This is a genomic window from Solimonas marina (genome assembly GCF_012241385.1).
Classification (GTDB): Bacteria; Pseudomonadota; Gammaproteobacteria; order Nevskiales; family Nevskiaceae; genus Solimonas; species Solimonas marina.
The window spans coordinates 159,485-177,881 of record NZ_JAAVXB010000011.1 but is presented as its reverse complement, the minus strand read 5'-3'; the positions used below and the strand labels follow the sequence as shown (position 1 = coordinate 177,881).

The window sequence follows — 18,397 nt, the reverse complement described above, 5'->3', positions numbered from 1 at the left end:
GTCAAAGCGCTCCGTTATCGTCAGACTGTTACCCATGTCTGGCGACTATCCTGTTACCTATGTGTCCCGACCGTACCGCGCACCATCTATCAGTACATCGTGCCGACCACCTGCAAGAGCTGCCAGCTGCTGCTGGGCCTGACGACGCTGAAGACCGGCAGTGTCTGGAACACGATGCCGCCGCATCTGCATGACCGTCGCTCAGAGGTGTACTTCTACTTCGGTCTCGGCGAAGACGACCGCGTCTTCCACTTCATGGGCGAGCCGGATTCGGCACGCCACATCATCATGCAGAACGACGAGGCGGTGATCTCGCCGCCGTGGTCGATCCACATGGGCTCCGGCACCAAGAGCTATACCTTCATCTGGGCCATGGGGGGCGAGAATCTCGACTACACCGACATGAACCAGCTCGACATCTGCCAGTTGAAGTGACATGGCGACCGATCTTTTCAATCTGAGCGGCAAGGTCGCGATCGTCACCGGTGCCAACACCGGGATCGGTCAGGGCATCGCCGTTGCGCTGGCGCAGGCCGGTGCCGACGTCGTTGCCGTCGGCCGCAGCAGCATGGACGAGACCCAGGCGCAGATCGAAGCGCTCGGGCGGCGCTGCTATCCGCTGAAGGCCGATCTGTCGCAGGCCAAGGTCGCGGGCGAGGTCATTGCCCAGGCCAGGCAGGCAGCGGGTCGCGTCGACATTCTCGTCAACAATGCCGGCATCATCCGCCGCGCCGATTCCATCGACTTCACCGAAGAAGACTGGGACGCGGTGATGGACACCAATCTGAAGACGGTGTTCTTCCTGTGTCAGGCAATGGCGCGGCAGCTGCTGGCCGACGGCCACAGCGGCAAGATCATCAACATTGCCTCGCTGCTGTCGTTCCAGGGCGGCATTCGCGTGCCGTCGTATACCGCCAGCAAGAGCGGTATGGCCGGCATGACGCGTACGCTGGCCAACGAATGGGCAGCCAAGGGCATTGCCGTGAACGCCATCGCGCCCGGTTATCTGGCGACCAACAACACCGACGCACTGCGCGCCGACGAGACCCGCTCGCGCGAGATTCTCGGCCGCATTCCGGCCGGTCGCTGGGGGGTGCCGAGCGATATCGGCGGGGCGGCCGTGTTTCTTGCGTCGCCGGCTTCCGACTATGTGCACGGCACGACCATCGCGGTGGATGGCGGGTGGCTCGGACGCTGAGCCGCCGCATCGCATCGCAGTGTCGAAGAAGGCGACCGGCGTTGAGCCGGTCGCCTTTTTTGTGGGTTCATCGGCGGAATTGTCGGGCGACGATGCATGAGGAAATGCGACCGCGCCATAGCGAAACGCGATCCTGCTACATATATGCATTCATCGGCGTGCAAAACACGATTCGCATGCAAGAACGCTATCGAAATATAGAAAACACAAATTATCGGAACTGAAAGTCTGCGCTTATGCTTTCGACGTCGGCCTCGCGGTGGAATGGCAGCGTCGATGCGCGACCCTCGAACAAGAGGGCGACGGTACGAAAGCAAGAGGAGAGTTCGTTCGAATGGATGCCGCCCGGCAGACAGCAGCGTCGTGTCATTCGCTGGCTGTGGACGTTGCCGAAGTGCTGCGCCGTTCGCCCGTACTCTCGTCGATATTGTCCGTTGCCGGGCTGCGATCCAGTCCAGGGTTCAAGAACATTGCTGCAAAGCGCTGGGCGCGATTTGCCCCGCGATTCCCGGTTCTCCTCATCCGGCGCCCTCGACGATTAGGGGCGCCGTCTTTTTTTGTGGAGAGCCCGAGGTTTTGTCGCGGATGGCGTTCACTGAGCCTGGCGGCGCTTGCGACGCTGCCCTTGATGGTCTCTGCGAAAATGCCGGATTTCGACATCCGTGACTTTGGCGCGCGTGGCAATGGGGTTGCGGTCGACAGCCCGGCCATCCAGCGCGCGATCGACGCCGCGGCGAAGCGGGGCGGCGGTGTCGTGCTGCTGCCGGCCGGGCGCTATCTGAGTTTTTCGATTCGGCTGCACAGCCACGTCGCCTTGCGCTTCGCGCCCGGTGCGGTGCTGATTGCGGCGGACTCGCAGCGCGATCACGGCCGGTACGACGATCCGGAGCCGAACCCCTTCGATCTCTATCAGGACTTTGGACACAGTCACTGGCACAACAGCCTGATCTGGGGTGATGGCGTCGAGGACGTGACGATCAGCGGGCCGGGTCGTATCGACGGCCTGGGGTTGACGCGCGAGAGTCCACCGGCGCGCTGGACGGCGCAGCGCGGCCATCTGCCGCTGAGCATGCAGGGCATGTCGGCCGAGCAGGTCGCCCGGCTTGAACCGGATCTGGCGGCGATGCGCGGCCGCGGCAACAAGGCCATCGCACTGAAGAACAGCCGCAACGTGAGCGTGCGCGACCTGACGATCTACAAGGCCGGCCACTTTGCACTGCTGGCGACCGGTGTCGAGCAGTTGACGATCGAGAACCTGCGCATCGACACCGATCGCGACGGCATCGACCTCGACAGCGTGCGCGATGTGCAGGTGCTGAACAGCTGGGTCAATACACCGAACGACGATGCCATCGTCGTCAAAAGCTCCTACGCGCTCGGCATGGCGAGGACCAGCGAAAACGTGACGATCCGCGGCTGCCACGTCAGCGGCTACGATCTCGGCACCCTGCTCGATGGCACGCGCGCAACGACGCAGAAGCTGGCGCCGGATCAGGACGGGCCGACCGGGCGCATCAAGCTCGGCACCGAATCGAACGGTGGCTTTCGCAACATCATCATCAGCGACTCGACGTTCACACATTCGCGCGGCCTGGCGATCGAGACGGTCGACGGCGGCACGATCGACAACGTCGTCGCCAGCAATCTGGTGATGCACGACGTGACGACGGCGCCGATCTTCATTCGCCTGGGCAATCGCGGCCGCGGACCCGATGGCACGCCGATCGCGAGTCTGCGTCACGTCGTGCTCAGCAATATCGTTGCCGACGACGTCGATCCGCGTTACGCGGCGACCATCGCCGGCCTGCCGGGACATCCGGTCGAGGACGTCAGCCTCAGTCATATCCGCATCACACATCGCGGCGGCATCGGCGCGGCGTCGGCGCAGGCTCCGCCCGAACACGCCGGCGCCTATCCGGAGCCGAGCATGTTCGGCATCAGTCCGGCGCAAGGCCTTTATGCACGCCATGTGCGCGGCCTGCATCTCGACGATGTCGTCATCGACGCCGTGCGACCGGATGCACGTACGGCGCTGCAATTCGATGACGTCGCCAATCTGTCCCTTGCGGATGTGTCAGCCAATGGCGGCGGCGGGCTGTTCGCGCTGCTCGAGCACGTCCGCGATTTCTCGCTGCGTGACAGCGCCGGCCATGCGGCCTTGCATTTCACTTCGGTGCGTCATGCGCGCATCGAGCCGGCCCATGCGTCCTGAGCGCTAGCCCATTTTCTCCACTTTCTGACTTGCGGCTTCCCATGAACATTCGACTGCCGAACCTCCGGACCCTGCTGCGCATCGGCTTGCTGATTCTGCTGGCGACCAGTAGTGCCGCCTGGGCCGAAGCGCCCCGCGAGTGGATCGATCCATCGACCGGACATCGCATCGTGCGTCTGTCCGACGAACCGGGCAGTGCCAGCCTGTACTTCAACATCAACGGCTACACGCCGCAGGGCGACAAGCTGATCATCACCACGCCGACCGGCATCGCCAGCGTCGATCTGAAGACGCGCAAGCTGCACAAGATTCTCAGCGGCGACGTCAATGTCCTGTTTGCCGGGCGCAAGACACGGCAGGTCTACTACGTGCCCGGCAAGCACGAGCATGGCCAGCCTTACGAGGTCTGGGCGGTCGACGTCGACAGCGGCAAGACGCATCGCGTCGTGCGCGTCGAGCGCGGCGAGATCATGTCGATCAATGCCGACGAGACCTTGCTGGCCGGCGTCTACGCGACGCGCGATTACACGCTGCAGCCCAAGCACACGACGTCGAACTATGCCAAGCGCTACGAGCAGGCCGACTATTCGGCGCTGGGGCCGGACGGCAAACCTTTGCCGTTCGCCGAGGCCAAGGAAGTGCGACTCGATCAGCGTCTCGAAGCGAAGATTCCGATGGAGATCTTCACGCTCGATATCGCCACCGGTAAACGTCACGTCGTCACGCAGTCGACCGACTGGCTCAATCACGTACAGTTTTCGCCCACCGATCCGACCCTGCTGATGTATTGCCACGAAGGCCCGTGGCACAAGGTCGATCGCATCTGGACGATCCACACCGACGGCAGCGACATGAAGAAGATTCATGCGCGCACCATGAACATGGAGATTGCCGGACACGAATTCTTCAGCCCGGATGGAAAGACCATCTGGTATGACCTGCAGACGCCGCGCGGCGAGGATTTCTGGCTGGCCGGCTATGAGATCGCCACCGGCCATCGCACCTGGTATCACCTGCAGCGCAACGAATGGTCGGTGCACTACAACGTCTCGCGCGACGGCAAGCTGTTCGCCGGCGACGGCGGTGATGCGCAGATGGTCGCGCATGCACCGGACGGCAAGTGGCTGTACCTGTTCCATCCGCAGGCGATTCCGGATGTCGCCGGCATTCACGCGCCCGATTCGGCGTCGCTGATCACGCCGGGGTATTTCAAGGCCGAGAAGCTCGTCAATCTGAGCAAGCACGACTATCGCCTCGAACCCAATGTTCACTTCTCGCCGGACGGCAAGTGGATCATCTTCCGCTCCAACATGTATGGGCCGAAGCAGGTCTATGCCGTCGAGATCGCCAAGGCCAAGCCGGGGCAGGAATGACCATGATGCTGCGGGCCTGGCTGGCGACGATCTTGCTGCTCGGCGCGACGACGGCGAGGGCACAGACCGCAGTGCAATGGAAATTCGACTTCGGTGACGGCCCTGCCGCGCCCGGCTATACCGCAGTGGGTGCGGCGACGTTCTACGACGCGTCGCGCGGTTATGGATTCGAACCGGGCGCCACAGCACATCTGGAGCATCGCGGCGGCTCGGCGCTCGATGGCGACTTCGTCACCGCGGCGCGGCCGTTTCTGTTTTCGGCGTCGGTGCCGGAGGGCAACTACCGCGTGACGGTGACACTCGGCGACCCGCAGGGTACGTCGGAGACGACGGTCAAGGCCGAATCGCGACGGCTGATGCTGGAAGCGGTGACGACGTCACGTGGTGCACGCGTCACGCGCAGCTTCATCGTCAATGTGCGCCGCCGCGCGCTGACGCCGCCGCCGGCCAACGCACCGGGCGGTTCGGCGGTGCGCACCAACGATCGCGAAGTCGGCTCCTATACTTGGGACGACAAGTTGACGCTGGAATTCTCGGGTCCGGCACCGAAGCTGGCGGCCTTGACCATCGAACCGGTCGAGGTGCCGACCGTCTATCTGGCTGGCGATTCGACCGTCACCGATCATCGCTGGGAGCCGACCGCGTCCTGGGGGCAGATGCTGCCGCGCTTCTTCGCGCCGCAGGTGGCGATCGCCAATCACGCCGAATCCGGTGAGACGCTCAAGTCATTCCTGAGCGAACTGCGCCTGGCAAAGATTCTCGAGACGCTGCATGCCGGCGACTATCTGTTCATCCAGTTTGCGCACAACGACCAGAAAAAGCAGTGGCCGCAGACCTATGTCGACGCGGCGACGACCTACCGCGCGTATCTGCGGGTCTACATTGAGGAGGCCAAGCGGCGCGGTGCGATTCCGGTGCTGGTGACGTCGCCGCAGCGCCGCAACTTCGATGCGCGTGGCCACATCGTCAACACGCTCGAAGGCTATCCGGACGCGGCGCGTGCCGTGGCGCGCGAGGAAGGCATTGCGCTGATCGATCTAACCGCGATGAGCACGACCTTGTACGAGGCGCTCGGGCCTGAACGCGCGCCGCTGGCATTCGCCGAACATGGCGCCGATCACACGCACAACGACAACTACGGCGCCTACGAGCTGGCGCGCTGCATCGTCGAAGGGATTCGTCGCGCGAAGTTGCCACTGGCGCAGTTCATCGCCGATGACGCAGGTCATTTCGATCCGGCGCAGCCGGACGATCCGGGTGCATTCGACGTGCCGGCGTCGCTGGCGCACAGCGACATCAAACCACGCGGCAATTGATACGTCTGCGGCGCCGTCGGCGTGTCACAGGGCAGCGAAGGGAAGGGAGATGAAGATGGTTCGCGTTGATGGACGGGGCGTCATTGCGGCGCTCGTTGCAGTGCTGTGCGTGGTTGTGGCGCCTGTGGCCGCCGCCGAGCGGGCCACGCTGTCGGTTCGTGTCGACGAGCCGCAATGGGTGATCAACCGCAATATCTACGGCCAGTTCGCCGAGCACCTCGGCCACGGCATCTACGGCGGCCTCTGGGTTGGCGAGCACTCGACGATTCCGAACGTGCGCGGCATTCGCAAGGACGTCGTCGCGGCGCTACGTCAGCTGCAGATTCCGGTGCTGCGCTGGCCGGGCGGCTGCTTCGCCGACGAGTATCACTGGCGCGACGGCATCGGCCCGCGCGATCAGCGTCCGGTGCGTGTCAACAGCAACTGGGGCGGCGTCACCGAGCGCAATGCCTTCGGTACGCACGAGTTCATGGATCTGGTCGAACAGCTCGGCACGCAGGCCTATGTCAGCGTCAACGTCGGCAGTGGCACGCCGCAGGAAGCGCGCGACTGGATCGAATACATGACGTCCGATTCGCAGTCGACGCTGGCCAACGAACGGCGCAAGAACGGTCGCGATCGGCCGTGGAAGGTGGCGTACATCGGCGTCGGTAACGAGAGCTGGGGCTGCGGCGGCGAGATGCGGCCCGAGTACTACGCGGACCTGTATCGTCGCTACAGCAGTTTCATTCGCCTTGCCGACAAGCACGCCAAGCGCTACGCGAGCGGCGCCAACTCCAGCAACTACGACTGGACCGAGGTCTTGATGCGCGAGGCTGGCAAGCTGATGGACGGCATCTCGCTGCACTACTACAGCATTCCGAACGGGCGCTGGCACGGCAAGGGCGCCGCCACCGGCTTCGGCGAGGATCAATGGGCGTCGACGCTGAAGAACACGCTGAAGATGAAGACGATGCTCGACCGGCACATCGCCATCATGGACCGCTACGACCCGGACAAGCGCGTCGACTTTGCGGTCGACGAATGGGGCACCTGGTACGACCCGGAGCCGGGCACCAACCCGGCCTTCCTCTACCAGCAGAACAGCCTGCGCGACGCGATCGTCGCCGGCGTCAATCTCAATCTGTTCCAGGCCCATGGCGACCGCGTGCGCATGGCCAATATCGCGCAGATGGTCAATGTCCTGCAGGCGATGGTGCTCACCGACGGGCCGAAGATGCTGCGCACGCCGACCTACTGGGTGTTCGAAATGTACAAAGTGCACCAGGACGCGCACGCGCTGCCGATCCGGCTCGACACGCCCGACTATCACTATGGCGATGTCGATATCCCGGCGGTCAGCGCCTCGGCGTCGATCGATGCGCAAGGCCGCGTGCATCTGTCGCTGGTCAATCTCGATCCGAAGCGCAGCATCCGCATCGCCACGACGCTGAGCGGTTCGCATGCCACGCAGGTCAGCGGCCGGGTGCTGACGGCGCCGCAGATGGATGCGCACAACACCTTCGACGCGCCCGATCAGGTGCACCCGGTGGCGTTCGACGGTGCGGCGCTGAAAGGACAATCCTTGAGCGTGCAGCTGCCGGCGAAGTCGGTCGTCGTGCTCGAACTGCGTTAGCGGTGAAGGGGCGGCGGCTCGGCGGGTTCGCGGCGCTGGCGCTGCTGCTGTCGCCGGCGGCGCACGCCGCCTGGGTCGAGGTCACGCCGCAGCCCCAGGCCTTGACGCTGGCGGTCGGTGGCCACGCCGCGACGATCGTGCGCGATCCGGCCGACGCTGCTGTCGTCGTCCATGCGGCCGCCGATCTTGCCGGCGACATCGGCGCCGTCAGCGGTGCACGTCCGACGATCGTCGATCGCGCGCCGACGCAGGCCGGCACGGTGGTCATCGTCGGTACGCTCGGCCACAGCCGGCCGGTCGACGCACTGGTCGCCGCCGGCCGTCTCGACGTGCAGGCGCTACGCGGTCGTTGGGAGGGCTATCGGATCGTCGACGTCGCGGCGCCGTTGCAGGGTATCGCGCGCGCGCTGGTGATCGTCGGCAGCGACCGCCGCGGCACGGCCTACGGCGTCTATACGCTGTCGCGGGCGATCGGCGTCTCGCCGTGGACCTGGTGGGCCGACGTGCCGCCGCAGCATCACGCAGCGCTGTACGTTCGCGCCGGCACGGCGATCGCCGACGCGCCGGTCGTGCGCTACCGCGGCATCTTCATCAACGACGAGGACTGGGGACTGCACCCGTGGGCGGCTCAAACCTACGAGCCCGAAGCCGGCGGCATCGGACCGAAGACCTATCGCCGCGTCTTCGAGTTGTTGTTGCGGCTCAAGGCCAATCTGCTGTGGCCGGCGATGCACGCGGTCAGCCGCCCGTTTTACGCGAACCCGGCGTTGCCGAAGCTGGCCGACGATTACGCGATCGTGATCGGCTCGTCGCATGCCGAGCCGATGCTGCGCGACAACGTCGGTGAATGGACGGCGCTGCCGGCGGATTTCGACTACCGCCACAACCGCGGCGGCGTCTTGCGCTACTGGCGCCAGCGCGTTGCCGAGAGTGCCGGTCACGAGAGCATTTACACGATCGGCATGCGCGGCGTACACGATTCGGCGATGCAGGGCGGCGGCTCGATGGACGAGCAGCGCGCGCTGCTCGAAAGCATCTTCGCCGATCAACGCCGGTTGCTGGCGCGCGACATCGATCCTGACCCGGCGCAGGTGCCGCAGGTCTTCACGCCGTACAAGGAAGTGCTCGACGTCTATCGCCATGGCCTGAAGGTGCCGGACGACGTGACCATCGTCTGGCCCGACGACAACTTCGGTTATCTGCGCGAACTGCCGGATGCCGCCGAGCGGCGCCGCAGCGGCGGTTCGGGACTCTATTACCACTTGTCGTATCTCGGCGCGCCGCTTTCGTATCTGTGGCTGGGCACGACGCCGCCGGCGCTGATCTGGAACGAGCTGCGCAAGGCCGACGCGAGCGACGACCGCCGTCTGTGGGTGGCCAACGTCGGCGACATCAAACCCTCCGAGATCGGCATCTCGTTCTTTCTGGCGATGGCCTGGAATCCGCGACACTACGGGCCGGACGCGCAGCCACGCTTTCTGCGCGACTGGTCGCGGCAGACCTTCGGGCCGTCGCAGGCCGACGCGATCGCGGCGTTGCTCGATACGCACTTTCGTCTCAATGGCGTGCGCAAGCCCGAGCATCTGCAGTGGTGGCTGCCCGGTTCGCTGCCGAAGCCCAGCGGCTGGACGCCGCAGCACGTCGCCCGGCGTTTGGCGGCGTTCGACGCGCTGATCTCGCAACTCGATGCGGTGCAGGCCAGGGTACCGCCCGCGCAGCGCGACGCTTTCTTCGAACTGGTCGGATATCCGCTGCGTGCCGCGGCGGCGGCCAATCGGCGCTATTTCGATAACGAGCGCTATCAGCGTGACGTCGCTACCGATCCGTCAGCGGCCCGGTGTGCGGCGGCCCGGGCGCTGGCGGCCGATGACGAGATCAAGGCGCTGACGCGGCGCTACAACAAACAGATCGCCGGCGGCAAATGGCGTCACCTGATGGCGGTCGAACCGGCCGACGGACAGTGGGCACGATTTCGTCTGGCGCCGTTGCGGCTGCCGTCGCCATCGTTGGCGGGCGATGTCGCTTGCGCAAGGCCGTCGGCAGCGCCGAGCGGGGAGCACGGGATCGTTGTCGAGGCCGAACACTACGCGACGCGTGTGGACGCCGAGGCGGTCGGCTGGCGGCTGATCGAAGGGCTTGGCCATGGGCGTGGCGCGATGAGCCTGCTGCCGCTGACGCGTGAAGTACCGGCCCGCGCGCCACAACTGCGCTATCGCGTCGACTTGCCGCAGGCCTCGGCCTGGACCTTGCGCGTCGATCTGATTCCGACTTTTCCGCTACCGGGGCATGACGGCTTGCAACTGACGGTGGCGGTCGACGGCTTGCCCCTGCAGGAACTGGACGTCCGCCGTCGGATCGGCAGCCGGCGTTGGGCGCAAGCGGTGCTGGCGATGCGCCTGCCGGTCGATGTGCAGCTGCCGGAGCTGTCGGCCGATGCGCACAAAATCACCCTGTCTTCGCGCGATCCGAGCATCGCCATTGATCGAATCGAACTGCGGGTTCGCTGAAAAACGCGGTTTTCGCGTTGAGGCGCGATACCATGGCGCCTGTCGGCGGGATGTCGCGAAACGCCGACAGCAGTGCATTTTGCGTAGGAAAGCGGCGATCGAATTGCGGCGCAGCATCGGCCGCGAGCCATGATCGATGCATAAGCAAAATCGATGACTCCTATTTTTACATTAGTAGTCGATCGATCGATGTGAAATCCTCCGCTGCATAAATCAACACAAACAACGGAGGAGTCATGACGAGACTGCCGTCAGGTCGACGTGCATCTGCACGTCCGTCTTTTTTCGAATTGTCTGCAATTGTTTCGGCGATTGCCCTGGGCAGCTCGCTGCCCGCCCACGCGCAGACGATGGGCGATGATTCCTCGTCCACCACCCAGCAGCAGTCCAGCACCGTCACCGCCAAGACGCAGAAATCGTCGACGTCGTCCGATGACAGTGCCAGCGATGCGTCCAGCGCGGGTATTTCCGAAATCGTCGTGACCGGCGTGCGCGCCAGCCTCGAGGATGCGCTGAAGGCCAAGCGCGATTCCGATCAGGTGCTCGACGGTATCTCGGCCGAAGACATCGGCAAGCTGCCGGACAAGAACGTCGGCGAAGCCCTGCAGCGCGTGACCGGCGTCACCATTTCGCGTGAGAACGGCGAAGGCTCGACGATCAATGTGCGCGGCATCACTTCGTCGCTGGTGCGTGTCGAGTTCAACGGATCGACAGCACTGTCGACCAACGTCAATGGTGGCCGTGAGGTCGATACCCGCGACTTTCCTTCGGAGTTCGTCTCGCGCGTCGAGGTCGTCAAGTCGCAGACCGCGGACATGACCGAGGGCGGCCTCGGCGGCGTCGTGCGCATCATCTCGCGCAAGCCGCTCGACGGCGGCGGCAAGGATTTCTATGCGGCGTCGGCGGAAGGCACACACAGCAATCTGACCAATGACTACGTGCCGCGTTTGTCGGCGTTCGTCGGCCACAGCTGGCTCAACAATACCTTCGGTCTGCTGGGTGGTGTCGTCTACGAAAAGAAGCAGGCGAACTCGCACCAGTTTCGCAGCACCGGCTGGATTCAGCCCGACGACTACAACGGCAGCGGGACCGACGACTTCGTGCCGTATATCCCGCGTGACGTGATTGTCCGCGAGAACAACAAGCGCCTCGCGTTCAACGGCATCGCGCAGTGGAAGCCGACCCATGACCTCGAGTTTTATCTCGAAGGCATGTATACGCAGCGCGATTACGACAAGGACGACCAGTTCCTGCAGATCAATACGATCGCGCCGGCCATCGACACCAGCTCGCTTCAGTATTTCGGCGATAACGAGACGGTCTCGCATTACGACATGCGCAGTGATCTGATCGATTCCAGCAATACGGCGGCGGCCAACGGCGTGCCGATCTACGATCGCTCGCTGATCGATACGTTCCGCAACCACATCTATTCCACGGCGATCGGCGGTAACTGGGAACATGGTCCGTGGAGCATCAAGAACCGTGTCAACTACTCGGCGATGTCGTACGATCAGGTTTCGACCGGTCCGTACGCGGCGATCTTCAATACCCCGGAGATCACCGTCGACATGAACAACAAGTATCGGGCACCGAATTTCGATTTCCACGATACCGACATCCTCGACCCGACCAGCTACAACTACGCCGGTGTGTCGATCACGCCGCGTGAGTTCCGTCAGTACCAGTTCACGGCCAAGAGCGACGTCGACTACATCCTCGAAAAGAGCATGGGGCCAGTGACGGTGTCGTCGCTGGAATGGGGTATCGAGTACAGCCGCTATCACGTCTCCAGCAACGCCAACAAGAGCTCGGTGTCGCTGGATGGCCGTAACGATCCGGACGTGCTGGCAACCATTCAGGACTCGGTGGCGAGCTACGGCCGTCTGAGCCCGCAGCGCTTCTTCAAGACCAAGGGTGTCGGTTTCACGACGCCGAACTGGTACCGCTTCAATCAGGACTTCGTCGACGCCATCGGCGGCAACGATGCGGCGCAGACGGTGACTACCGCCAACGTCTGGGAGATCAACGAGCTGACGACGGCCGGCTACCTGAAGGCGAACTACGACTTCGACACCTACTTCCCGATTCGCGGCAATGTCGGTGTGCGTGTCGTCGATACCGACGTCAATTCGTCGGGCTACAACACCTCGACCGGCACGCCGACCTCGTCGGACGGCGGCTACACCAAGTACCTGCCGAGCGGCGGTCTGGTCATGACCTTCATTCCGCACACGCTGATGTTGAAGACCTCGGCCGCGAAGCTGATGGCGCGTCCGGAGCCGTACCAGGAAGCGCCGACGCTGTCGGTCGACACCGACACCAGCACGGCCACGCGTGGCAATACCGATCTCAAGCCATACAGCGCCACGCAGTACGACATGTCGTTCGAGTGGTACCCGGCTTCGCTGTCGTACGCGTCGTTCGGCGTGTTCTATGAAGACGTGTCGTCGTTCATCCAGACGGTCAACGTCAACGAGACGCTGCCGAACTACGGCGACACGGTGTTCTCGATTTCGGAGCCGGAAAACAACGGCGCTGGGGTCAAGATCAAGGGCATCGAAGTCGGTGGTCAGCTCGATCTGGCCGAGGCCCTTGGCGCCAGCTTCCTCGACGGCTTCGGCTTCATCGCCAACTACACCTACGCCAAGGACAGCGGCACGCCGAATATCAGCCCGATCACCGGCAAGAACCTGCCGTTCGAAGGCTTGTCGAAGTCGAGCTACAACATCACCGGTTACTACGAAGACCACGGTCTGAGCGTGCGCCTGGCCTACAACTGGCGCGACAAGTTCCTGAAGACCACAGTCGGTCGCGGCAACCTGCCGGAGTTCCAGGAAGCCTACGGTCAGCTCGACGGCTCGGTCAGCTACGAAATCGTCAAGGGCGTCAACATCTACGCCAATGCGATGAACCTGACCAACTCGCTACGCTTCGAGAATTCGAGCAGCAAGTATCGCCGCAACTACGTCGAGACCGACGGCAGCCGCTACAGCGCCGGTGTGCGGGTGAAGTTCTGATGCAGTAACGCTGTGCAAGCGCCAACCCGCGGCCGCCAACGGCCGCGGGTTTGGCGTTTCGCCGGACCCCCGATTCCGGCCCATCGCGACCCGCGACAACGCCGTCAGCGCGCCGCGACCGAATAACAAGGAGATTGATCTGATGGCCCCTCCCCTGAACCGTCGCGATTTCGTGAAAGGCTCGGCAATCGCCGCGTCGATGCTGGCGATGCCGGCGATCGGCACTGAGGCCTTCGCGGCGCAGCCCAAGGACAAGTACAAGCCGCGCGATGTCGCGCTGCACTGGCTGGACGGCGGGGCGCCGACCGCGACCATCGGCACGACCTGGGGCGTGTCGTGGCCGCAGGGCATGCATGCGCGCGGCACCGACTTCACGGTGGCGGCAGCGGATGGCCAGACGGTGCCGGTGCAGAGCTGGCCGCTGGCGGTGTGGCCGGACGGCACCCTGAAATGGAGTGCGCACGCGATCGGCGCCGATGCCGGCAAGGTCGAGCAGCTCAAGCTCAAGACCGGTCGCCCCGCCAAGGGCAAGCAGGTGGTATCGGCGAAGACGTCCGGCGACCGCATCACCGTCGACACCGGCGTGATCCGCTGCAAGATCGCGCGCAAGGGTTCGATGTTGATCGAGTCCATCGAGCGCGACGGCCAGCCGATCGTGCGCGGCGGCCATCTGGTCTGCCAGACGCAGAGTCATATGGAGATCGATCCGGAGCGCGCGACGACCTTCGCCGCGTTCACCGGTCAGATCGATGAGGTGACGGTCGAGCAGAGCGGCCCGGTGCGTGCGGTCGTGCGCATCAATGGCCAGCATCGTCAGGACGACGGTTCGCGCAGCTGGCTGCCATTCGTGATCCGCCTGTACTTCTATGCCGGTTCCGATGCGGTGCGCGTCATGCATACCATCGTTTATGACGGCGACGAGAACAAGGACTTTATCCGCGGTCTGGGCCTGCGTTTCGACGTGGCAATGCAGGGCGAACTCTATGATCGCCACGTTCGCTATGGCGGCGAGGGCGGTGGTGTGTTCGCCGAAGCGGTGCGCGGTCTGACCGGCCTGCGCCGCGATCCCGGCGAGGCGGTACGCCAGGCGCAGATCGACGGCCGCGCGGTGCCGCCGCTGTCGACGTTTCCCGATGCGGTCAGCAAGCGTCTGCAGTACGTGCCGGCGTTCGGTGACTGGTCGCTGCGGCAGACCAGCTGCGACGCCTTCGAGGTGCGCAAGCGCACCAAAGCCGGCTATGTCTGGCTCGAATCCGACCACGGTCATCGTGCGTCGGGCATGGCCTATGTCGGCACGCCGAAGGGTGGTGCCGCGTTCGGCATTCGCAATTTCTGGCAGAGCTATCCGGCGCAACTCGACGTGCGTGGCGCGACCGGCGACGAAGCGCAGGTGACCATGTGGCTGTGGTCGCCGGATGCGATGCCGATGGACATGCGCTTCTATCACGACGACATGGGCGAGAAGACCTATGCCGAACAGCTCGAAGCGCTGCAGATCACCTACGAGGATTACGAGCCGGGCTTCTCGCGGCCGATCGGCGTGGCGCGCACCAGCGAGATGACGATCTGGACGCTGCCGGCGACGCCGACGCGCGAGCGCTTCGTCGAACTCGGCAACATCATGCAGGAGCCGCCGCTGCTGGCCGCCGCGCCGGAACATCTGGTCGGCTGCGGCGTGTTCGGCCGTCTGTTCTCGGTACCGGATCGCACGACGGCATCGCGCGACGTGATCGAGACGCGGCTGGCCGCGAACTTCGATTTCTACCGCAAGCAGGTCGACGAGCGTCGCTGGTACGGCTACTGGAATTTCGGCGATGTCATGCACACCTACGACGAGGATCGCCATACCTGGCGCTACGACGTCGGCGGCTTTGCCTGGGACAACTCCGAGCTATCGACCGATCTGTGGCTCTGGTACTACTACCTGCGCACCGGTCGTGCCGACGTGTTCCGCTTCGCCGAGGCGATGACGCGTCATACCGGCGAGGTCGACGTCCATCACGTCGGGCCGTTCGCGCCGCTGGGCTCGCGCCACAACGTCGTGCACTGGGGCTGCAGCGCCAAGCAGATGCGCATCAGCACTGCCGCCAACCGGCGTTTCTACTACTACCTGACGGCCGACGAGCGGGTCGGCGATCTGATGCGCGAGCAGGTCGAGGCGGTGCGCACGCTGCGCCGCATCCAGCCGGGCCGCAAGGTCGAAAGTGGCGTCTTCACCGCGACGCCGGTCGGTGCCGACCATCCGAACGTCAACTTCGGCACCGACTGGGGCGCCGTGTCGGCGGCCTGGCTGACCGAATGGGAACGCACCGGTGACCCCAAGATCCGTGACCGCCTGCTGGCGAGCATGCGCACCATCGCCGCGCAGCCGTACGGCTTCTTCACCGGCGCCGCGCCGATGAACCTCGACACCGGCGCCTACGACATCGTCCACGACAAGCCGCCGATCGAATCGCACCTGAGTGCCGTGTTCGGTCTGGTCGAGATCTGCGCCGAGCTGGTCGAGATGCGGCTCGACGAGAACTTCACCAAGGCCTGGCTGCAGTATTGTCGTCTGTTCAACGCGCCGGCCGAGGCGCAGAAGGCCGAGCTTGGCCACGTCGTCGGGCCGTTGAATCTGCAGCAGGGACATTCGCGCCTGACCGCATTCGCCGCCTGGTGGACCCACGACACCGAGTTGGCACAGCGCGCGTGGAAGGAGTTCTACGCCGCCAAGAACGGCCAGCCGGTGCGACCGCTGGAGGTCGTGCGCGTCGAGCCGCCGGCGGTGATCAAGCCGGTCGACGAGGCCCCCGGCGTGTCGACCAATCTGACCAACCAGTTCGGTCTGGCGGCGATGCAGTGCCTGGCACTGGTCGGTGGCGAGCTGCCGCCGAACGGAGAGCCGGCATGATGATCGATCGCCGTACCCTGTTGCGCGCCGGCATGGCGCTGGCGGCGATCCCGGCCGCGCAGGCGGCACAGGCCGTGGTGCCGGCGCCGGATACCGGCGAGACCTTCCCGTTGTGGCCGGGCCAGGTGCCCGGCAGCGCCGGCGTCACGGTCGAGCAGAAAGTCATCGAGCGCGCGCCGAACAGCCCGGTTCATGACCCGGCCGTGCTGCATGTGCGCACGCCGACGCTGACGCTGTTCCGTCCCGACAAACCGAATGGCGCGGCGCTGCTGATGATCCCCGGCGGCGGCTACCAGCGCGTGGTGGTCGGCAAGGAGGGCTATGAAATCGCGCGCTGGTTCAACGAGCGCGGGTTCACCGTGTTCGTGCTGCTGTACCGGCTGCCCGCCGACGGTTGGGCCGCGGGTCCGGACGCGCCGCTGCAGGACGCGCAGCGCGCAATGCGCCTGATCCGCTCGGGTGCGACGCAATACGGCATCGACCCGCAGCGCGTCGGCGTCATGGGCTTTTCGGCCGGCGGCCACCTGGCCGGTCGTCTGGCGACGGTGTTCGAGCGCAAGACCTATGCGCCGGTCGATGCGGCCGATCAGGTGTCGGCGCGGCCGGATCTGGCGGCGCTCGGCTATCCGGTCATCACCATGACCGAGCCTTACACGCACATGGGCTCGCGCAACGAGCTGCTGGGCCGTTCGCCGACCGCTGCGCAGATCGCCGAATGGTCGGTCGAACAGCACGTGCCGGCCGATGCGCCGCCGACGTTTCTGCTGGCGGCGACCGACGACCCGGCCGTGCCGGTCGACAACTCGATGATGATGTACCTGGCCTTGCACCATCAGCGCGTGCCGGCGGCCATGCATATCTTCGAGAAGGGCGGCCACGGCTTCGGCCTGCGCACCAATGGCGCGCCGATCGGCGCCTGGCCGCAGCTGATGCTCGACTGGAGCCGGCTGCACCACTTCACGGGTTGAACGAAGACCGGCGCCGTGACCGGTGCCGATGCTCAGAGGAGACGATGATGATCAAGCCCATGCGGCCCTTGGTCGCCTTGCTGTTGCTGGCCGCCGCACCGCTGGCCTGCGCTGCGGCGGCGCCACACTGGGTCGGCACCTGGTCGACGTCGCTGTACGAAACCGGCTCGGCCGGCGGACCGCAAAGCGAGATCACGCTGCGCCAGCCGGTGCATGTGTCGATCGGCGGGCATCGCATTCGCGTGCGCTTCAGCAATCGCTACGGCAGCGTGCCGCTGACGATCGGCGCCGCCAGCGTGGCGCGCAGCGGCGAGGCCAGCGCGGTTGCCGGCGCTACGTTGCAGACCCTGCATTTCGACGGCGCCGACTCGGTGCGGATTCCGCCGGGCGCCTATGTCTACAGCGATCCGGTCGCGCTCGACGTGCCGGCCGACAGCAACCTGTCGGTGAGCCTGTACCTGCCGGCGCAGAACATCGGCACCGTGTCCTGGCACAACCGGGCGTTCCAGGCGATCTACGAAGTGCGCGGCAATGCCGTTGGTGCCGCGTCGTTCGACGCGCCGCTGCAACGGATGTCCTACTACTACCTGGCGTCGGTCGACGTCGAGGCGCCGAAGGCGGTGTCGGCGGTGGTCGCGTTCGGCGATTCGATCACCGACGGCATGCATTCGAGCGACAACCAGAACCGGCGTTGGCCAAACCTGCTCGCGGCGCGATTGCTGGCCGCCAAGGGCCAGCCGCTCGGCGTGCTCAACGAAGGCATCGCCGGCAATCGCATGCTCAACGAAGGCTCCGGTCCGGCGGGCCTGACGCGCTTCGATACCGACGTGCTCGACCAGAGTGGCGTCAGCCACGTGATCTCGCTGCTGGCGATCAACGACTTCGGTCGCTACGGCCGCGCGCATCTGCCGCTCGATGAAGTCACCGTGCCCGAAGTCGAGCGTGCCTACCGGCAACTGGTCGATCGCGCGCATGCGCGCGGCATTCGCTTCATCGCCGGCACCATCATGCCGTTCGAAGGTGCGATGTATTACTCGGAGCAGGGCGAGACCATGCGCCAGCAGCTCAATGCCTGGATTCGCAAAACCGATCTGTTCGATGGTGTCGTCGACTTCGATCAGGCGATGCGCGACCCGTCGGCGCCCAAGCGCATCCGCCCGCAATTCGATTCCGGCGATCATCTGCATCCGAACGATGCCGGCATGGCGGCGATGGCCGCGGCCATCGACCTGAAGCTGCTGCGAGATTGATCCGGGGTCTGTCGGCGTAGCGTGGTGACGCCCGGTGTCGGCGGT

The 18,397-nt window shown here is 64.9% G+C and carries 11 protein-coding genes; all 11 read left to right on the top strand.

Annotated elements, in window-relative coordinates; genetic code table 11:
• The coding region (locus tag G7Y82_RS17470; RefSeq protein WP_168149425.1) for a 5-deoxy-glucuronate isomerase at nucleotides 1-435 on the top strand (435 nt) is incomplete at its 5' end.
• Between the two features lies 1 nt (nucleotide 436).
• Nucleotides 437-1,198, top strand: a complete 762-nt coding sequence (gene kduD / locus G7Y82_RS17465) for a 2-dehydro-3-deoxy-D-gluconate 5-dehydrogenase KduD (protein ID WP_168149424.1) — start codon at nucleotides 437-439, stop codon at nucleotides 1,196-1,198.
• 628 nt (nucleotides 1,199-1,826) lie between these two features.
• A complete protein-coding gene (locus G7Y82_RS17460) occupies nucleotides 1,827-3,410 on the top strand; it encodes a rhamnogalacturonidase (protein ID WP_206370805.1) in 1,584 nt (527 codons plus the stop codon).
• 41 nt (nucleotides 3,411-3,451) lie between these two features.
• Nucleotides 3,452-4,783: an oligogalacturonate lyase family protein gene (locus G7Y82_RS17455; protein ID WP_168149423.1), complete on the top strand. Its 1,332-nt coding sequence runs from the start codon at nucleotides 3,452-3,454 to the stop codon at nucleotides 4,781-4,783.
• Between the two features lie 2 nt (nucleotides 4,784-4,785).
• Nucleotides 4,786-6,099, top strand: a complete 1,314-nt coding sequence (locus tag G7Y82_RS17450; RefSeq protein WP_206370804.1) for a rhamnogalacturonan acetylesterase — start codon at nucleotides 4,786-4,788, stop codon at nucleotides 6,097-6,099.
• A 49-nt stretch (nucleotides 6,100-6,148) separates the two neighbouring features.
• Nucleotides 6,149-7,714, top strand: coding sequence for an alpha-N-arabinofuranosidase (locus tag G7Y82_RS17445; protein WP_240954382.1), 1,566 nt, complete (start codon nucleotides 6,149-6,151; stop codon nucleotides 7,712-7,714).
• A gap of 2 nt (nucleotides 7,715-7,716) precedes the next feature.
• On the top strand, nucleotides 7,717-10,221 hold the full coding sequence (locus G7Y82_RS17440; protein ID WP_168149421.1) for a glycosyl hydrolase 115 family protein: 2,505 nt from the start codon (nucleotides 7,717-7,719) through the stop codon (nucleotides 10,219-10,221).
• Nucleotides 10,222-10,571: 350 nt separating this feature from the next.
• Entirely contained in the window at nucleotides 10,572-13,241 is a 2,670-nt protein-coding gene (locus tag G7Y82_RS17435) for a TonB-dependent receptor (RefSeq protein WP_168149420.1), read from the top strand.
• 142 nt (nucleotides 13,242-13,383) lie between these two features.
• Entirely contained in the window at nucleotides 13,384-16,134 is a 2,751-nt protein-coding gene (locus G7Y82_RS17430) for an exo-rhamnogalacturonan lyase family protein (RefSeq protein ID WP_168149419.1), read from the top strand.
• Nucleotides 16,131-17,102, top strand: coding sequence for an alpha/beta hydrolase (locus tag G7Y82_RS17425; protein ID WP_206370803.1), 972 nt, complete (start codon nucleotides 16,131-16,133; stop codon nucleotides 17,100-17,102). Before G7Y82_RS17430 ends, G7Y82_RS17425 begins: the two co-directional genes overlap by 4 nt.
• 47 nt (nucleotides 17,103-17,149) lie before the next feature.
• Nucleotides 17,150-18,352 (top strand): SGNH/GDSL hydrolase family protein, encoded by a 1,203-nt coding sequence (locus G7Y82_RS17420; protein WP_168149418.1) that lies wholly within the window; start codon nucleotides 17,150-17,152, stop codon nucleotides 18,350-18,352.
• Nucleotides 18,353-18,397 lie beyond the last annotated feature (45 nt).

What these genes read in the sequence shown, in the direction of transcription:
- kduD (WP_168149424.1), top strand. Translation starts at nt 437, where the DNA reads ATGGCGACCGATCTTTTCAATCTGAGCGGCAAGGTCGCGATCGTCACC.
- G7Y82_RS17460 (WP_206370805.1), top strand. Translation starts at nt 1,827, where the DNA reads ATGGTCTCTGCGAAAATGCCGGATTTCGACATCCGTGACTTTGGCGCG.
- G7Y82_RS17455 (WP_168149423.1), top strand. Translation starts at nt 3,452, where the DNA reads ATGAACATTCGACTGCCGAACCTCCGGACCCTGCTGCGCATCGGCTTG.
- G7Y82_RS17450 (WP_206370804.1), top strand. Translation starts at nt 4,786, where the DNA reads ATGATGCTGCGGGCCTGGCTGGCGACGATCTTGCTGCTCGGCGCGACG.
- G7Y82_RS17445 (WP_240954382.1), top strand. Translation starts at nt 6,149, where the DNA reads ATGAAGATGGTTCGCGTTGATGGACGGGGCGTCATTGCGGCGCTCGTT.
- G7Y82_RS17435 (WP_168149420.1), top strand. Translation starts at nt 10,572, where the DNA reads ATGGGCGATGATTCCTCGTCCACCACCCAGCAGCAGTCCAGCACCGTC.
- G7Y82_RS17430 (WP_168149419.1), top strand. Translation starts at nt 13,384, where the DNA reads ATGGCCCCTCCCCTGAACCGTCGCGATTTCGTGAAAGGCTCGGCAATC.
- G7Y82_RS17425 (WP_206370803.1), top strand. Translation starts at nt 16,131, where the DNA reads ATGATGATCGATCGCCGTACCCTGTTGCGCGCCGGCATGGCGCTGGCG.
- G7Y82_RS17420 (WP_168149418.1), top strand. Translation starts at nt 17,150, where the DNA reads ATGATCAAGCCCATGCGGCCCTTGGTCGCCTTGCTGTTGCTGGCCGCC.